At 43.3% G+C, this 16,684-nt stretch carries 17 protein-coding genes; 3 read left to right on the top strand and 14 right to left on the bottom strand.

Annotated features, from left to right (window positions below; genetic code table 11):
- Positions 1-269: 269 nt before the first annotated feature.
- Positions 270-1,397, top strand: coding sequence for a coiled-coil domain-containing protein (locus tag ACWNM1_RS07465; RefSeq protein WP_262495767.1), 1,128 nt, complete (start codon positions 270-272; stop codon positions 1,395-1,397).
- On the opposite strand, the gene ACWNM1_RS07460 is transcribed toward ACWNM1_RS07465, so the two are convergent.
- Positions 1,389-2,615 (bottom strand): extracellular solute-binding protein, encoded by a 1,227-nt coding sequence (locus ACWNM1_RS07460; protein WP_042190887.1) that lies wholly within the window; start codon positions 2,613-2,615, stop codon positions 1,389-1,391. The genes ACWNM1_RS07465 and ACWNM1_RS07460 overlap by 9 nt on opposite strands.
- 374 nt (positions 2,616-2,989) lie before the next feature.
- On the bottom strand, positions 2,990-4,321 hold the full coding sequence (locus tag ACWNM1_RS07455) for a PhoH family protein (protein ID WP_076117287.1): 1,332 nt from the start codon (positions 4,319-4,321) through the stop codon (positions 2,990-2,992).
- A 105-nt stretch (positions 4,322-4,426) separates the two neighbouring features.
- Here ACWNM1_RS07455 and ACWNM1_RS07450 point away from each other — a divergent pair, with 105 nt between their 5' ends.
- A complete protein-coding gene (locus ACWNM1_RS07450; RefSeq protein WP_449600509.1) occupies positions 4,427-5,002 on the top strand; it encodes a YhcN/YlaJ family sporulation lipoprotein in 576 nt (191 codons plus the stop codon).
- Positions 5,003-5,031: 29 nt separating this feature from the next.
- Here the strand turns inward: ACWNM1_RS07450 and ACWNM1_RS07445 are convergent, their stop codons facing one another.
- The 6 genes from ACWNM1_RS07445 to ACWNM1_RS07420 all read right to left on the bottom strand — a co-directional run bounded on the left by ACWNM1_RS07445 (position 5,032) and on the right by ACWNM1_RS07420 (position 10,675).
- Positions 5,032-5,484 carry a PNPOx family protein gene (locus ACWNM1_RS07445; protein WP_076299659.1) on the bottom strand — a complete coding sequence of 151 codons (453 nt, stop codon included), beginning with the start codon at positions 5,482-5,484 and terminating at the stop codon, positions 5,032-5,034.
- A 101-nt stretch (positions 5,485-5,585) separates the two neighbouring features.
- Entirely contained in the window at positions 5,586-6,683 is a 1,098-nt protein-coding gene (locus tag ACWNM1_RS07440; RefSeq protein WP_449600508.1) for an LCP family protein, read from the bottom strand.
- 83 nt (positions 6,684-6,766) lie between these two features.
- A complete protein-coding gene (locus ACWNM1_RS07435; RefSeq protein ID WP_042190898.1) occupies positions 6,767-7,063 on the bottom strand; it encodes a YlaH-like family protein in 297 nt (98 codons plus the stop codon).
- A gap of 125 nt (positions 7,064-7,188) precedes the next feature.
- Positions 7,189-9,030 (bottom strand): translational GTPase TypA, encoded by a 1,842-nt coding sequence (typA, locus tag ACWNM1_RS07430; RefSeq protein WP_042190900.1) that lies wholly within the window; start codon positions 9,028-9,030, stop codon positions 7,189-7,191.
- A gap of 206 nt (positions 9,031-9,236) precedes the next feature.
- Positions 9,237-9,746: a hypothetical protein gene (locus ACWNM1_RS07425; RefSeq protein WP_449600507.1), complete on the bottom strand. Its 510-nt coding sequence runs from the start codon at positions 9,744-9,746 to the stop codon at positions 9,237-9,239.
- A gap of 269 nt (positions 9,747-10,015) precedes the next feature.
- Positions 10,016-10,675, bottom strand: a complete 660-nt coding sequence (locus ACWNM1_RS07420) for a TerC family protein (protein ID WP_449600506.1) — start codon at positions 10,673-10,675, stop codon at positions 10,016-10,018.
- A gap of 173 nt (positions 10,676-10,848) precedes the next feature.
- Here ACWNM1_RS07420 and ACWNM1_RS07415 point away from each other — a divergent pair, with 173 nt between their 5' ends.
- Positions 10,849-11,541, top strand: a complete 693-nt coding sequence (locus tag ACWNM1_RS07415; protein ID WP_449600505.1) for a TerC family protein — start codon at positions 10,849-10,851, stop codon at positions 11,539-11,541.
- 37 nt (positions 11,542-11,578) lie between these two features.
- On the opposite strand, the gene thiI is transcribed toward ACWNM1_RS07415, so the two are convergent.
- From thiI to ACWNM1_RS07385, 6 genes are all read right to left on the bottom strand, one after another.
- Positions 11,579-12,865, bottom strand: coding sequence for a tRNA uracil 4-sulfurtransferase ThiI (gene thiI, locus ACWNM1_RS07410; RefSeq protein ID WP_449600504.1), 1,287 nt, complete (start codon positions 12,863-12,865; stop codon positions 11,579-11,581).
- A gap of 3 nt (positions 12,866-12,868) precedes the next feature.
- Positions 12,869-14,020, bottom strand: coding sequence for a cysteine desulfurase family protein (locus tag ACWNM1_RS07405; RefSeq protein WP_449600503.1), 1,152 nt, complete (start codon positions 14,018-14,020; stop codon positions 12,869-12,871).
- 127 nt (positions 14,021-14,147) lie between these two features.
- Positions 14,148-14,858: a lytic transglycosylase domain-containing protein gene (locus ACWNM1_RS07400; RefSeq protein WP_449600502.1), complete on the bottom strand. Its 711-nt coding sequence runs from the start codon at positions 14,856-14,858 to the stop codon at positions 14,148-14,150.
- A gap of 182 nt (positions 14,859-15,040) precedes the next feature.
- Complete coding sequence (locus ACWNM1_RS07395) at positions 15,041-15,454, bottom strand: hypothetical protein (protein WP_449600501.1); 414 nt, start codon at positions 15,452-15,454, stop codon at positions 15,041-15,043.
- A gap of 12 nt (positions 15,455-15,466) precedes the next feature.
- Positions 15,467-15,688 (bottom strand): DUF1540 domain-containing protein, encoded by a 222-nt coding sequence (locus tag ACWNM1_RS07390; protein WP_042190912.1) that lies wholly within the window; start codon positions 15,686-15,688, stop codon positions 15,467-15,469.
- 232 nt (positions 15,689-15,920) lie between these two features.
- A complete protein-coding gene (locus tag ACWNM1_RS07385; protein WP_042190914.1) occupies positions 15,921-16,418 on the bottom strand; it encodes a YpuI family protein in 498 nt (165 codons plus the stop codon).
- Positions 16,419-16,684: the final 266 nt, after the last annotated feature.

Below are 16,684 nucleotides of genomic sequence, written 5' to 3'. Positions count from 1 at the left end.
TTTTGTTTATCAGTTAATATATTATATATGAGGTCCCCCAAATATCTGTGTACGCATTGAAGGATAGCCTCACTTTGTGGGGATTTTTTGTATGTATGCTATTTTAGAAGGGTTAAACATATTATTAGTACATACATATATCCATTCAAGAAGAACCGGTTTTGCCGTCTTTTACGGACAGTTTCCGTTTCTACGAGAAATAGAAGGATGATTTATGGAGTGAAACAGATAAATTCTTATCTTAAATTTCAAAAAAAGGTGGTGGTGTGGTGCGCTCCCGCAATGCCCAAAGCCGCATGATGGCAACCATACTAATTCTCTTCTGCTGTACATTGTTTCCGTTACAATCTACGATGTACCTGTCTGCCGATCCTAGCGGTTCTTTTTTCAATTCCTCTATACCAGATAATGAAGAAACCCGTAAACTTCTGGAGCAAACCTTATCTTCCGCAGAAATCGAACGGGAGATCATCAAGATTACAGCCGAACAAAAAGCGCTTGAAGAAAAGGTAGATTACCTAGAAGAGCAAGCTATCCAGAAAAAATCTGCCATCGCAAACCAACAAGAGCGTGCAGGCGCGGTCCTTCGTTCTTATTATATGGGGGATAGAGACGGTCTCTTGGCCGCATTTCTATCCGCGAAGAGCATTAGCAGATTCCTGGCACTATTCGATTATTATGAAATTATTATCGGAAATGACCGCAACATTCTCACACAATACGAGGACCAATATAAGGATCTAAAGAAGACCCTCCAGACTGCACAGCGCAGCTCTAAGGATCTTGCACAGCTGCGAACCGCTCTGGAGGAACAGAAAATTCGGGTAGCCGCGCTCAATAAAGAAATTGAAGGTGGGATTAAAGACAGTAGTGATCCTGATAATATGAGCGCTCTACTTCAAGAATTCACATTATATTGGGAGAATATTGGTTTGCGCGAGGTAAAGACCTACTTCAAAGCATTGTCTTCCGCAATGAATAAATTACCGCAGTTTGTCCAGAATCGAGAGGGAGTTCTTACTCGTAAGGGGATGACTTATGTTCTGAATCTGAAGGAAGAGGATTTAAACGAATTCCTTCAGTCCCAGAATAAGCTATTTAACGATTTCGCATTTCATTTTAATGACGGAACGATTACTGCCACAGGAAAAAGTGGAGCTTTAGCCCTTTCATTAACCGGTCACTACATCATACAGGAAGAACCCATCAACGGACTTATATTCCAAGTAGATCATGTTGTATTTAATGGTCTCGAATTACCTGACACCACTAGAAGAACACTTGAGGAGGAATTTGATTTAGGCTTTTACCCTGGAAAAATTGTTTCTTTCCTCCGTGCCACAGAAGTAGATAGTAAAGAAGGCGTCCTCCAAGTTAAACTTTCAATCTCATTCTAAGCCTTCCTTGATGAAATCTTTGTACCCAGCCGCATCCATTTTTCCTGTAAGCAGTAAGGATACTGCTTCAACAATCTTACTCCAGCCGCCTTGGAATTCAACCTCCGGGGCGGTTTCTTCTGTCAGTAATAATTCGACTCCAAAAGGAAGCCTATATTTGAAATCATGCTCTGAACGATAGAGGACATCCAGCGCAGGCAAGCTTCCCGTATTTTCTAGCCAATCCATTTGAGAATCCTCAGAAGTGATAAACGTCAGCCAATTCACGGCTTCCTTTGGATTTGGGGATTGAGCCGGAAGTGCAAAGGAACGGCTGTAATAAGATTCAAGTCCTCTCCCGTTACTTGCGGTCAGTGGTGCTTCAGCAACTAAAGACGAATTCCCATGTTTTTTCCACTCAGATAGCGGTAGAGCAGCAACAGCAACGCTTCCGCTCTGAATCATATCCCAAACATCTTTGTTATATCGACTGGTAAGGTAAAAATAACTACGAGCATTCTGAGTCCAATTTATCACTTCTTGGTTATCCGATAGCAAGCTGCTGTTCATACTCTCCATAACAGCGGACAATCCATATGGATTACGTGTATCCATTGCGAGCAAATATTTTCCTTGCTCTTTAAGCACATTCTGAAGCAATGTGTTCCACTGTTCCAGACTTCTTGGTAAGGTAGTGAATCCCAGTTCCGCAAGACGCTGTGGTGAATAAACAAGTACATAAGGATCAATATCCAGCGGCACTCCCCAATTATATCCGTTCCATTGCATCCATGGGATTAACTGAGTTAACGGTGCAGTTCCCGGAATGCTCTGATACACATCCACCGGCAATAAATATCCACGTGTAGCCCAGTCGAGAATACTTCGTCCATCCGCCATAACGATATCCGGGCTATCCCCGATGGTAAGATCATGCTTCAAAACTTCGTCTGCATCCTCGCTATCAATATTTCTTAATATTACCTTTACTCCACTTTCTAAAGTATAACGATTGCTTAAAAGCTCCAGTTCATTGAATTCCTCACTATTTAACGATACTGTTATGCGCAGGCTATCTATAGTTCCCTCTTCCCCTGAAGAGGGGTTTGTCGACTGACTTTGTGGTTTTTTCATAGGATGTGGGTCGTTATTGGTACTCAATTCCATACTGGGTGACAAGCTTGTCAGCGATAGTAGTAAAATTGCAAAAAGCAGCCAATAATTTTTGCGTTTCAGCACAATTCCCCGCCTTTCCCATGATTCGTCACCCCTATTTTACCAAACCCGCCGCTGCTTGTCTTTAGAATGTGAAAACGTTCTCTTTCTATTATATAAGGGGAAACGACGAAGACAATTAATAGCTTAGGGTGATCCATCCGCCATTACAAGAAAGCTTTGGACTTCCGATCGCTGTTATCCTCAGATTTCCTGATTTAATTACGCCATATTGCGGCTGAAATCCGAGGATAAAGGCGAACGCTTCGCTTCTACAGTTCCAAACTTTCTTTCCATGGCTCAAATCACCAACACAACCTTTTATTCCTCCGCCGTTTCTGGGCGGGCAGGAAAAAGCCGGGAGTTATGCTTCTCCCGGCTGAAAAGAGGATTAATGGTTAGAGAAGATCCGCTGCCAATTGGGCCAGACGGGAACGCTCCCCTTTTTCCAATGTAATATGTCCGCTAATCCCTTGCTGCTTAAACTTCTCAACAATATAGCTAAGTCCGTTACTCGCAGCATCCAAATATGGATGATCAATTTGCTCCGGGTCACCCATAAGAATCACTTTACTTCCTTCACCCGCTCTGGAGACGATTGTCTTCACCTCATGACGGGAAAGGTTCTGAGCCTCATCGATAATAATGAACTGCGAAGGGATTGAACGGCCACGAATATAAGTTAAGGCTTCAACTTGTATGCTGCCTAGGCCCATTAAGATTTTATCGATATCGCCAGCTTTTTTGGTGTCGAACAGGAACTCCAGATTATCATAAATAGGCTGCATCCAAGGTCTGAGCTTCTCATCCTTCTCTCCGGGTAAATAACCAATGTCTTTACCCATAGGAACTACTGGACGAGCAATGAGCAGTTTTTTGTATTTATGCTCATCCTCAACTTTGAATAATCCGGCAGCAAGCGCCAATAATGTCTTCCCTGTACCAGCCTTACCCGTAATGGTTACAAGCGGGATTTCATCATTGAGAAGCAGCTCCAATGCCATTCGTTGTTGAGCATTTCGGGCGCTGATCCCCCAGACTGAATCATTGCCCAGATAGAGCGGCTCCAGACGGGTCGCATCACTATTCACTTTGAGAAGAGCTGATTTACCCGTGCCTATTTCATCCTTGAGGATCACAAATTCATGAGGGTACAATGGATACGACAACGCGAGCTGTTTAACCGTTAAAGAGCGGTGACTGTAATATTCATCAATCAATGCTGGATGTACCTGCAGAGATTGGTAACCAGTGTAAAGTTCATTTAAATCTCCAGTACGATCTGACAAGTAATCCTCTGGCGTAATTCCTAACACATCCGCTTTAATCCGGACCAGCACATCCTTACTCACAAGCACTACGGGACGCGGATCAGGCTTCTCTTTCTCTTCGATTAAATAATTGAGAGCTACAGCCAAAATCCGATTGTCGTTAGATACCTCACCAAACATTTCCTGTACCTTCACAAAACTGCGATGGTTAAGTTCTACCTTCAGCTTGCCTCCATGCTCCAGCTCCACACCACTATGCAAATGACCTAGCTCACGAAGTCCATCGAGCAATCGGGAAACCGTGCGGGCATTCCGACCGATTTCGTCAGCGTTGCGCTTTTTGGAGTCGATTTCTTCCAGCACAACCGCTGGAATAACCACCTCATGCTCCTTGAAAGAGAAAATCGAATTGGGGTCGTGCAAAAGCACGTTGGTATCTAGCACAAATATCTTGTTCATATTATCCCCTCCACAGCGCCTGGTTTGATTGATCATACATAACTCTTTCCGCCAAGGGAAAAGATAAGGTACAGAAACGAACTTGGCTGAAAGGAGTAATCACATATGAGAAAATCAATGTGTCTGTTGCTGGTACTGCTGCTATTGACAAGCTGCGGTATCGCTAATAAAAAGACATCACCCTCTCCTCAGAATAAACAATCTGCGAATGCTGTAAAGGGTACGGGAAACCATGCGGTTCGGCAATTGGCCAACGATGGTGCAACTAATCCTAAGGCCACCTCGAAAGCTGGTCACACCGTCAGTGTTAAGGGCGAAAGTGAAATTGCACTTAAGGACCATTTTGAACAGTTGGCCAAAAGAGTTCCTGGTGTGAATGGCGCACACTGTGTAGTCATGAACAAGGTAGCCATTGTAGGTCTTGACGTAGAAGGTTCTTTAGACCGATCACGTGTTGGAAGCATTAAATATACTGTAGCGGAAGCTATCCGCAAAGACCCGAGAAGTGTACGCGCACTTGTCACAGCCGATATGGATCTCTCCAGCCGCTTAGCAGACATGAGCCGCCATATTTCTCAGGGAAATCCGATTTCTGGATTCTCATCTGAACTGGCTGATATCATCGGTCGAATCATGCCGCAGCTGCCAGAGGATACTAAGCCGATTAAAAATGCGCAGTAGAGGACAAAAAAAGCCCAGTGATATTCTCACTAGGCTTTTTTCATGGCTGCAAATACTTGTCCGTCCAGCTTCTCAGCGGCACGTCCATCATAAACCTTTGCATATCTTGGGGCGGATTCAAGCTGCGCTCCATAAAAAAGCGCGTTACGCACCGCCATGATTTCAACATCAAAGCAGCACATCTTGAAAGGTACATCCTGAAGTGGATCCTGCTTTACAACGGCACTGCCGTTAATAGCATAGACAGTACCCTCACCGAACACAGTGACGGTTACTAACGGGTTGACCTTCATGTTGTTCACGAGTCTGGAACGATGATCTACAGCCAGACGCACAGTACTAGGACTAACTGCATAAATCCACGAAATAGCCGTGGACGTTGGACCTCCTGATTCCGCATCAACTGTGTTGAGAAGAACAAAAGTTTCCGATTGCAGCATCGATAACAAGGTTTCGTTCAGCTGAGCAACGGCTTCGGACATAAGTACTGGCCCCCTATGCGGCGTAAATTCATTCAATTTATTATATTATAGCACAGGCTGAAACTTGCATTCAATTTTAGGGCGAAGTGTTATTAAGGACTTTAAGGCGCCTCAGTGGATTCTGAAGTGGAATTATCAGAAACTCCTGCTAATCGATCCTGCAAGCTTTTCTTGGCAGCCTCAAGCTCCTCATCATTAATATATACATACGGACTTCGCCACGTTCCAGTCACGGGCTTGAATTCGATATCATCTTTGGAAATCTTCCAATAAGTCGCAATCATATCTTTAATCTGCGAATTTTCGATATCAGTCTTCATATTACTATCCACTGCGTCAAGTACCTTGCCTATTTTTAATACTCCACCAAGCGATTGCATCTGATCCACCAGTGAATGAAGGACCTCATTCTGACGTTTGTTCCGATCAAAATCGTCTGAACCCTTAGTCTTAGGCTTGCAATTAGATTTACGGTATCGCACATAATCTAGCGCTTTATCTCCATCAAGCTCCGCCGGACCTTTTTTCAAATTGATATTCGTACCGTCAACGCTGTCTGTATAACACATATTATCGCTAATGTTGACTTTGACTCCACCAAGCTCGTCCACCACATCGCGAAAGCCTTGAAAATCCAGAATCGTTGTATAATCTACGTCAATATCTAGATATTTCCCCATCATTGTCTTCATCTCATCTTCTGCCAAAATACCAGAAGAATCTTCTTTCCCCTTAAAGCGAGCATAGAATTCGTTAATCTTCGTTTGCTTGTATCCATTGAGCTCAACTAAGGTATCGCGCGGAAGAGAGACAATGGTTGCTGATTTTGTCTTAGGATTAAGCGCTGCAACCATAATAACATCTGTCAATCTAGATTGATGTTTTGGTCTATTATCCGTACCTAGGATAAGCATCGTCAGTGGTTTTTCTGTAGCCGAATGTCCTGGGGCAACCGTTCCTTTACTACCTGCATTAAAGACCCCATTTTCAAGCTTCCAATACAGATAGCCCCCGTAGCCCAATACGCCAAGAATCGCAATAATGAGTATGGTTAACAGGATTCTAACTAATCTGCCAAAAAAGCCTCTCTTTTGCGGTTTCTTCTTTTTTTTCTTAGGAGCACCCTTCACAGGCTGTTTTCTATTATTCGGTTGTTGACCACTTGCTCGTGGAGGTAAACTGCTGTTTCGTGTACTCATAGTAGAATAAAGTCCTCTTCATTTCATTTGGAATTAAAATTGCTACACTTAAATAGACGTTGCATAAGCGGTAAAAGTTTCGATTACTGTCTTTTTGCTGCAGCTGCAGCCTTTCTCTTCTGTCGAGCTTCTACGATATAACGTATCCGTACCATCAGCATTAATCCAACGGCAACCAGCAGACACTGAATGATCGGTAGCTTATCATGTTGAAAAATGAGGAGCATGCCGGAGCCGATTGCCATCATTATGTACAGCATAATCTCTTTGCCAATCGATAATTTTTGATTCACACGAAATACCTGATTATACACAAATGTAAGCAATATAAAAATAACAATATAAGCGACGATTGGATGCTCAGCAAACCAGACTTGCATAGATACCGCACTCCTCCCAAATTTAAGATACGTTTACATTATATCATCAGTAAGGGAAGTTTTTGTTATAAAAAAAACCGCCGAAAGTTAAACCTCCGACGGCTCTTTACTATAATAAGCTGATCTTACGCGTTTGCTTGTGCCATTTTACGTTGCTTCTCTACACGTTCGCGTTCGCCTTTGTTCAGAATCTTTTTGCGCAAGCGAATGGATTTAGGTGTGATTTCACAATATTCATCATCATTCAAATATTCAAGTGCGCCTTCCAAAGAGAAGGTACGTGGTGTCTTCATTTTTACAGTATCGTCCTTACCTGAAGTACGCATGTTGGTAAGTGCTTTTTCTCTACAGATGTTAACGATAATATCGTTATCACGGGTATGCTCGCCTACGATCATACCTTCATAAATTTCTGTACCTGCATCCAAGAAGAGAATACCACGATCCTCAACGCCCACTATTCCATATTGTGTAGTTGATCCAGTCTCACTGGCTACAAGCACACCTTGATGACGTCCGCCAACTTGACCAGCAACCAGTGGAGCGTAGCTGTCAAAAGCATGGTTCATAACGCCGTAACCGCGTGTCAAAGTCAAGAAGTAAGTGTTGTAACCAATCAAACCACGTGCAGGAATCAGGAACTCTAGACGTACTTGACCCGTACCGTTGTTAATCATGTTGACCATTTCAGCTTTGCGAGTGCCCAGACTTTCCATAACAGAGCCCATGCTTTCTTCAGGAATGTCAATCATAAGACGCTCAAGTGGCTCCGATTTAACACCATCGATTTCTTTAATGATTACTTGTGGTTTAGAAACTTGCATTTCATAACCTTCACGACGCATATTCTCGATCAGAATACCAAGGTGAAGCTCACCACGTCCAGAAACGATAAATGCATCAGGACTATCCGTTTCATCCACACGCAAACTCACATCTGTCTCAAGTTCTTTAAAGAGACGCTCACGCAGTTTACGGGAAGTTACCCATTTACCTTCTTTACCAGCAAAAGGACTGTTATTCACAAGGAAAGTCATTTGCATCGTAGGCTCGTCGATCTTAAGAACAGGCAGTGCTTCTGGATTCGCTGGATCAGCAATGGTCTCACCAATGTTAATGTCCTTGATCCCTGCGATAGCAACGATATCCCCTGCGCCCGCTTCTTCTGTTTCAATACGTTTTAAACCTTGGAACCCGAACAATTTCTCAATACGTGCGGTTTTACTCTTACCGTCACGCATAATTACAGTTACAGATTGACCTTGTTTGATCACACCGCGGTTTACACGGCCAATAGCAATACGACCCAAGTATTCGTTATAATCCATCAACGTTACGAGGAATTGAAGCGGGTCTTCTACACTTTCAGTTGGAGCTGGGATATGCTCAACGATTGTTTCGTAAAGTGAAAGCATTGTCTCATCTTGCTTCTCAGGAACCATGCTTGATGTACCATTAAGAGCAGATGCATAGACAACCGGGAATTCCAATTGTTCGTCATTTGCTTCAAGCTCGATGAACAAATCGAGCACTTCATCAATAACTTCCTTAGGACGAGCAGCTGGACGGTCAATCTTGTTCACGACAACGATCGGTGTAAGTTTTTGTTCCAATGCTTTACGCAGAACGAATTTCGTTTGCGGCATGCAGCCTTCATAAGCATCAACAACCAGCAATACACCGTCAACCATTTTCATAATCCGTTCTACTTCGCCACCGAAGTCAGCGTGTCCAGGTGTATCCACAATATTGATCAAAAACTCTTTATAAGTAATTGCTGTATTTTTAGCTAGGATTGTAATTCCGCGTTCCCGCTCGATATCGTTAGAGTCCATAGCGCGTTCTTGTACGTGTTCGTGTGCGCTGAAGATTCCCGATTGCTGAAGAAGCTGATCGACGAGTGTTGTTTTGCCATGGTCAACGTGGGCAATGATCGCAATGTTGCGAATATCTTTTCTTGAATGCATGATTTGTATCCAAATCCTCTCATTTATCAAATTAAAACTGTTAAAATTCTTAGCATGTCACGGCAGTCTCACAAAAGAAGCGCCAGGCAGAAAGCCGACGCTTCAACATAACATTAATATTATAGTGAAAGCACTATGAAAAGCAAGTCTTTTTATGAAAAAAACAGTTGCCAAATTTCGTTTTTTTTCACAAGATCCAACATTAATTAACTTCGATACCATCTATTTCGGCCACGAGTTCTACCCCGACCTGTAATCAGCCAAATTCCTGCCGCGATGAATACAATACCAATTAGATAGATCACACCCGTACCCATAAGACTGAAAATACAAAGCGCTATGCTTAGAACGCCTAATATTACAGCAATTGCAGATAGTCCCCCTGACCGTCTTGGAGAATTTATGGAATATTCATACAGACCTACGGCAATGCCGAGCAGAAGCACAGGCCATAAATATTTCATAAGCCCCCATCCCCATATATTGCAAAGACCAAACAATAAACCATATACCGTTAATATTCCCGCGGGAATCAATACTGTTGCCGAAGCGCGGCGGCTAAAAAATAACATATGTAGAACCAATCCTGGAAGTAAAATCACTAGCGGCCAAAGGGCTCGTCCCAAAAATCCGAAGACCCCCAGCTTACCGAATAAAATCAAGACGCCCGCAGCTACAATGAATACACCTAGTCTCATGTCATTCTTGGAAGACATCCTTCACCCATCCCTTCAAATTCACGTCTACCTCATTACCTTGCCGTCTCATACCCAGAAAACGACAGGATTCTTATTCATATATTATCTGAAACATACACAAAATGCCATCACTGACCATGTAAAATATCCCCACAAAGTGGCGCTTTGCTTCGATGCGTACTCAGGTACTTTGCGGGGGTCCCAAATATATACTTTCTGATACGTCAAAAAAGGACAATTCCAATTTGTGGAGATGTCCTTGTAGTATTGCCTTTTATTGCAATTTATTAACCTACTGATGTTGTTCTTCGTTTAACTGCTCCTGTAACAACTACTAATATTCCTAAAGCGATCGGCAGTGTGGAATGCGTGGATGGGAGCAAAAAGGAGAGCATTGTCCCTAATTTTGCATCCTGAAGCATCATATCACCTGCTGTAAAGGCTAAAATATAAGCGCCGATAAATACGAGTAGCGGAAATCTATGCAGCCACCCCACAATGAGGCCACTTCCCCATACTACAATCGGAATGCTGAGCGCAATCCCGATGACAATTAAAGCCAAATCCCCTTTGGCTAGACCGGCAATTGCCAGGACATTATCAAGACTCATAATAAAATCAGCCACGAGAATCGTTCGGATGGATTTCCATACGGAGGATGTTTCCGCGACTCTAAGGTCCTCCTCTTCTTCCAGAAGCAGCTTGAACGCAATCCATAGCAGCAGAATTCCTCCTCCAGCCTGGATATAAGGGATTTTCAACAGTAATACCGCAACAAAAGTTAGCAAGCAGCGCAGAATAACAGCTCCCGCAGCTCCCCACCATACCGCAATCTTCCGGTGCTTCTCCGGAAGGTCCTTACTGGCCATCGCGATGACCATAGCATTATCTCCACTCAGCACAAGATTGATCATCAATATTTCACCAAGGAGCAATAATGATTCCATTCGCTTTTACCTCCCCGAATCACATGTAACTACATGTATGTTCGGAAGTGACAAGCTATGCTTCCTGTCCAACTTTTTTTTGAGGATGAAAGCATGTATGCCCCTTTTTTTGCGTATACAAAACTAAGCATATCTTCGTGCTCATCTTAACTAACTTTAGGGGTGACTATGCCTTGAATACATCCATATGGGAGTTTGTATTATCACTGCTCAATATTATTTTTCTAGATCTCATTCTAGCGGGAGACAATGCCATAGTCATTGGACTTGCTGCGCGTAATTTGCCGATCAGCACTCAAAAAAAAGCAATTGTGCTTGGAACAGCAGGTGCCGTCGTATTACGGATTTTCGCAACGGTTCTGGTCGTATGGTTATTAAAAATCCCTTGGTTACTGCTGGCAGGCGGGATTTTACTTATTCTAATTGCCTATAAGCTGTTAACAGATGAGAACAATTCAACGAATATCAAGGCTGGTCAAAGCTTAGGGGGCGCTGTGGGTACAATCATTCTAGCCGATGCTGCGATGGGACTGGATAATGTCATCGCCATAGCGGGAGTCGCTAAGCACAATATCTCTCTAGTTGTCATAGGACTGTTAATCAGCGTTCCAATTGTGGTCTGGGGAAGCACTCTCTTTATTAAATTAATCAACAAATATCCATGGATTATTTATATTGGCTCAGCAGTCCTAGGGTTTACAGCCTCAAGCATGATTACAGATGAACAGCAGCTATCCCCATTTTTTGAGCAGCATCCACTATTGAGAGCTCTGTTTATATTTGTGATCATTGTTGGCATCTTAATTGGAGGACACTGGAGACGCCAATCAAGCCATAATAATTCAAAAAAGCTGCCTCAACCGTAGATGTTGCTACGAATGAGACAGCCTTTTGTTTATAATATTAGAACCATTCTTCCTGTAATCCAGCCTGAGCACTTACTACATCTTTAGGCTTCTCATCTCCATACGGAGTGATCAGCACGGTCTCCGTGGCTTCAATCGCTGCGTCCAGTAATGCAGAGTAACCTGGGAGCGTAGCTTCAATCTTATCTACAATCCGTAAATTCGGATTCGTTGTAGGTGATTTAGGTACAAATAATGTACAGCAATCCTCATAAGGAAGAATTGACAGATCGTAGGTGCCGATATTCTTAGACAGCTCCACAATATCACTTTTGTCCATCATTACCAGCGGACGTAAAAGAGGAAGTTCTGTCGCACGACCGATCACATTCATGCTTGGTAACGTCTGGCTAGCAACCTGTCCAAGACTTTCACCGGTTACAATCGCGAGAGCACCCTCACGTTCAGCAAGCTGTGTAGTAATTCTCAGCATAGCTCGACGCATCAACGTAATAATCAGATTATCCTGACCTATTCCAGTAAAAGATGTCTGCACCTCTGTAAAAGGTACTAAGTGTAGTTTGATGACTCCCGCATATCGTGACAATACCCGCGTAAGATCAACCACCTTTTGCCGGGCAAGCTCACTCGTATAAGGATAACTATAGAAATGTACGCACTCCACTTCGAGTCCACGACGCATGGATGACCAACCGGCTACAGGACTATCAATGCCTCCGGACAGCAATAACATCGCTTTTCCATTCGTACCGAGCGGAAATCCACCAACACCAGCAATATTTTCGCAAAATATAAAAGTATGACCTTGACGAATTTCGACTTTCAGCTCCAATTGAGGTGACTTTACATCCACAGTAAGTCCGGAATAGCCTTGCAGCAGTGGTGTCGAGACTAGCTTATTCATCTCCATGGAGCCATATGGGAACTCTTTCCATACCCGGCGTGCATTAACTTTAAATGTAGTTCCCGGTGCAGGAGCGATGATCTCCAAAAAATGACGGCTAACAGCCACAATATCCTCGAGATCTGACTTGGCCACCTTTACCGGACTGATAGAAGCGATTCCGAATACATTCTTCAATGCTTCTACCAATGGGGCAGCAGTTTCTCCATTCAGTTCCACGTAAATTCTTCCAAATTCTTTGGTTAGAACCACCTTTGGATATGGCTTAATCATTTCTTTCACATGACGTAGTACCGTTTTTTCAAATCTGGCACGGTTTTTGCCCTTTAATGTAAACTCCCCGAAACGCAAAAGCAGCATATCGGCATAATCAATACTATTGGCACTGCCTTTAGCAGATTCTTGATTCATCGCACTCATTAGTTACTTCATACCTCCTTCAGCAATCTTTAAAGCTCGTACCGCAGTAATTAGTGCTTTCTCAAGCGCCGCGACATCTTCTTCAGTGTGACTATCACCGAAACTGATACGGATGCCTCCTGAAGCTACAGAGACATCTTTCCCCATAGACAATAGAACACGACTAGGTTCTGCCAGCCTGGAGGAGCAAGCCGATCGAGTAGAAACAGCCATCCCTAGTTCCTCCAGCTTACGGGCGAACACTTCCCCTTTCATGCCAGGGTATGAGAAATGCACAATATGAGGGGCCCCATCCTCTCTGCTGTTTATAACAAATTCAGGAACGCTGTGCAAGAAGCGTAACAGCCGATCCCGAAGTGGGAGCAATTGGGCATAGAAGGTTTCTCGCTGCTCAACACCCATCCGCACGGCTTTGGAAGAAGCAACAATTGCAGGTACATTCTCAGTTCCAGCACGTAGTCCCTCTTCATGAGAACCACCTGAAAGTAAGGGGAACAGTTGGATTCCTTCTTTAATATAGAGCAGCCCCGCTCCGCGAGGACCTCGAATTTTGTGAGGAGACAAGCTGTAAAGATCCGCTTTCCATCCATTAAGGTCAACAGCAAGCTTACCATATCCCTGAACGCCATCCACATGAAATAAGGTTCGTGGATTTACGGATTTAATTAGCCTGCCAATCTCCATCAGCGGCTGTACTGTTCCAATCTCATTATTTACATGCATCACACTTACAAGTACGGTATCACGCCGTACTGCAGTAGCCACTCGCTCTGGATCAATCATTCCAGTGCTGTCAGGCGCTACAAAAGTAATCTCCCAGCCATTTTGCTGCAGCTGCAGACAACTTTCATACACAGAGGGATGCTCTATTTCCGTAGTTATCAGATGACGTCCTCTTGACTGATATTGCAAAGCAGCACCTTTAATGGCTAAATTGTTACTCTCCGTAGCCCCAGATGTAAATAGGATCTCCTTTGGTTGTACAGATAACGCAGCCGCGCATACTTCTCGTGAACGCCTGATCAGCTTTGCCGCTTCACTACCGGCACGGTGTAAGGAGGACGGGTTAGCATAATGCAGCTTCATAATTTGTTCCATCGTCTTCACCACGTCTTCATAGGGTGGTGTAGCGGCGGCATAGTCCCAGTAAAGCATATAGCGATTGTCTCCTTTACTTCTTTAAAGTACAGAATCATTCTTTTTTAAATTTCGAAAAAGGATCAAACGGTGATCCCAAATACCAGCATGTGGTTTAAGGGAAATACCCGTTTGATCCTTTTTATTATACAGCGTATTCCGCGCGAGCGCGTTCTATTTTAGTGAGATAAGACTGCGTCTCTTTAGGGAGCAGTGTAAGTTTCTCCAATAATTCCTGATCATTGCTTACGCCAAGGTTAATTACCCTTGCAGGCCCTGCATTGTAAGCCGCTAATGCCATCTTTTCCTGTCCGTCAAAGCGTTTCAATTGATAAGACAGATAGCGTACACCACCATCAATATTTTGCGCAGGATTGAATGAATCAGAAACCCCTAACCCACGCGCTGTTCCATCCATTAATTGCATTAATCCTTTAGCACCAGCCGAAGAGACAACGTTTGGATTAAAGGAAGATTCTGTATCAATCACAGCTTTTATCAAATCGACTGGAACCCCGTACTTAGCACTCGCCGTTTGAATCAGATCATCATAGCTTGTTGGTTTAGTATCCGTATTTCCCCCGGAAATTACACTATCGATGCTTTCAGCTGTTCCGCCTATCTGTTGCCATAACAAGCTACTAACTGATGAAGCATCCGGAAGTGACGTCAAGAAGTTTGTATCCCCGCCATTAGACGAGTTAGAAGATACAGCTTGAAGCATTGCTGCAAATTGAGAGGCTGACGCGCCCGATCTTACAGTTTCATTTGCTGAGCTACTCTTGTCGGTTGCACTCTTTAAGCTTACCCATTTAAGCTGCCCTAACCCATTGGTTACAGCGGGATTAATCTCCATACTGGCGCACTCCTTTGATCCTGTTGAATCATATCTATTGGTCTAAGCTTGGATTTCGATGAATTACGGCTTAATATTACATTTTATCCGAGATTATTGCTATATGCTGGAATAAAAAACAGACTTCAGACCCTGATATTTAGGTCTAAAGCCTGTTATAATTCAAACTTACCAGTTCATTCTTAGCGAGCAAAGGGTATCATCACAAAGTAACTAAGTGTGGATACAATCCCTAACCCCATCGCCCATGCCCCAAGCGTTTTTTGCTCCTTGGCATATGCATAATAACCAATCACAACTGAAATGGGTCCAAGTATGATGGACCAGAGAAACAAGGAGGCAATACCCATAGCTAGCCCAGTATAACCTATCGCTTTGCCTCCACTATATTCCTCTTCATGCTCCTTAGTTTCACTCACCACGCGTGGTGTTGTATCCCGGATCGGCATCGAAACCGGATTCACCTCTGCGGCATATTCCTCTTGATGTTCTCTGTCCCGGCGTGGATAGTCTACTCTGCGCGGACGCAAAATAACTTTTCTCGGACCGGATTGTCCATTTGATGAACTTGATTCATGTTCCTTTTCTCTGTCCATTAGGGCGGCCTCCTAGGAGTTCGGCTTAAATGTTAAACAGCATGTTGCAGACGATGTTGCGACTTGATCGTGGTGACCTTCATTCGTCATTTCTTCAGCATATTCTTCTTTAAATCCACTACCTGCGTGCTTGTCGATCTCAATAATAATTTCTTCTGCCCGGCATAAATTATGCTCGCCCCAATAATGACAATTGCTTACACTGCATTTGACTAATGGCTTTACACTCGACATATTTATCACCTCGGCTTCATTATGTCCGCATGATTTACCCCCTATTCGACAGGCTGGTTTCCAGTTGATGTAATGATGCCCACGCAAAATACCCCCACAAAGTGGGGGGTGCTTTGATGCGTACTCAGGTACTTTGTGGGGGCCCAAAATATATAAATTCTAATACGTCAAAAAAGGATCAGCCCTCGTCATTATGACGAAGTGCTGATCCTTTACACGAACTAGTTAGCTGTTAAACCTGATTTTGCATACGTTTCTCAGTCAAATAGTCGTTCTCATAATAAGTAAGGTCATCGCGTAGCTCTTCATAGGTCTTGGTAATTTCTAGAATGATATCACGCGCCGGACGAACTGGTTTTTTACGGAAACGGATAGCATCCTGTCCAGTATAAGCATAACGTCCATCTTCAGAATAGCTTTCATTCTTTGGATAGAAGAAGTTATTCACGCCATAGTGATATACATTATAAAGCGCTTTCTGCGCAAAAGATTCATCGAATGTAGCACGACGCAGCGCAACTCCCAGCTTCTCATAAGACATTTCCGAGAACACTAACAGATGACGGACATCGGACAGAAATCCTTGATAAAATTGTACAGTTTCTTCATCATCTTCTGTTACAAGCTGAGGCAATGCATGCTCGTTCAGAAAAATTTCCATCTTATCAATTACATCTTTAAGTTTGTCTCTCGTCGATTCACATAATTTCTGCACATTGGCTGCTGACATGGCGGTTGCTCCCCCTTATTATTCCCTGCTCTTGTAGTCAATAAAGTTAATCTTATGAAGAAATAGTCTTTAGACATATCTCTTTATTCTTGCAATATCAGGATGCAAACACAGAGAAGTCTAACCTTCTGAAAATTAAAAGAACATCTATCGACGTATCTCCTGCAATATCAGGATGCGAACTCAAGATGCTTATTCTCTCTGATATTATCATAAAAAACGTTAGGAAGGTATCCTTTTCTAAGATGCATAAAACATACGCTCTC

This window comes from Paenibacillus sp. Marseille-Q9583 (genome assembly GCF_976954365.1).
The sequence above is the reverse complement of the archived record's forward strand: the minus strand, read 5'-3'. Positions and strand labels throughout refer to the sequence as shown.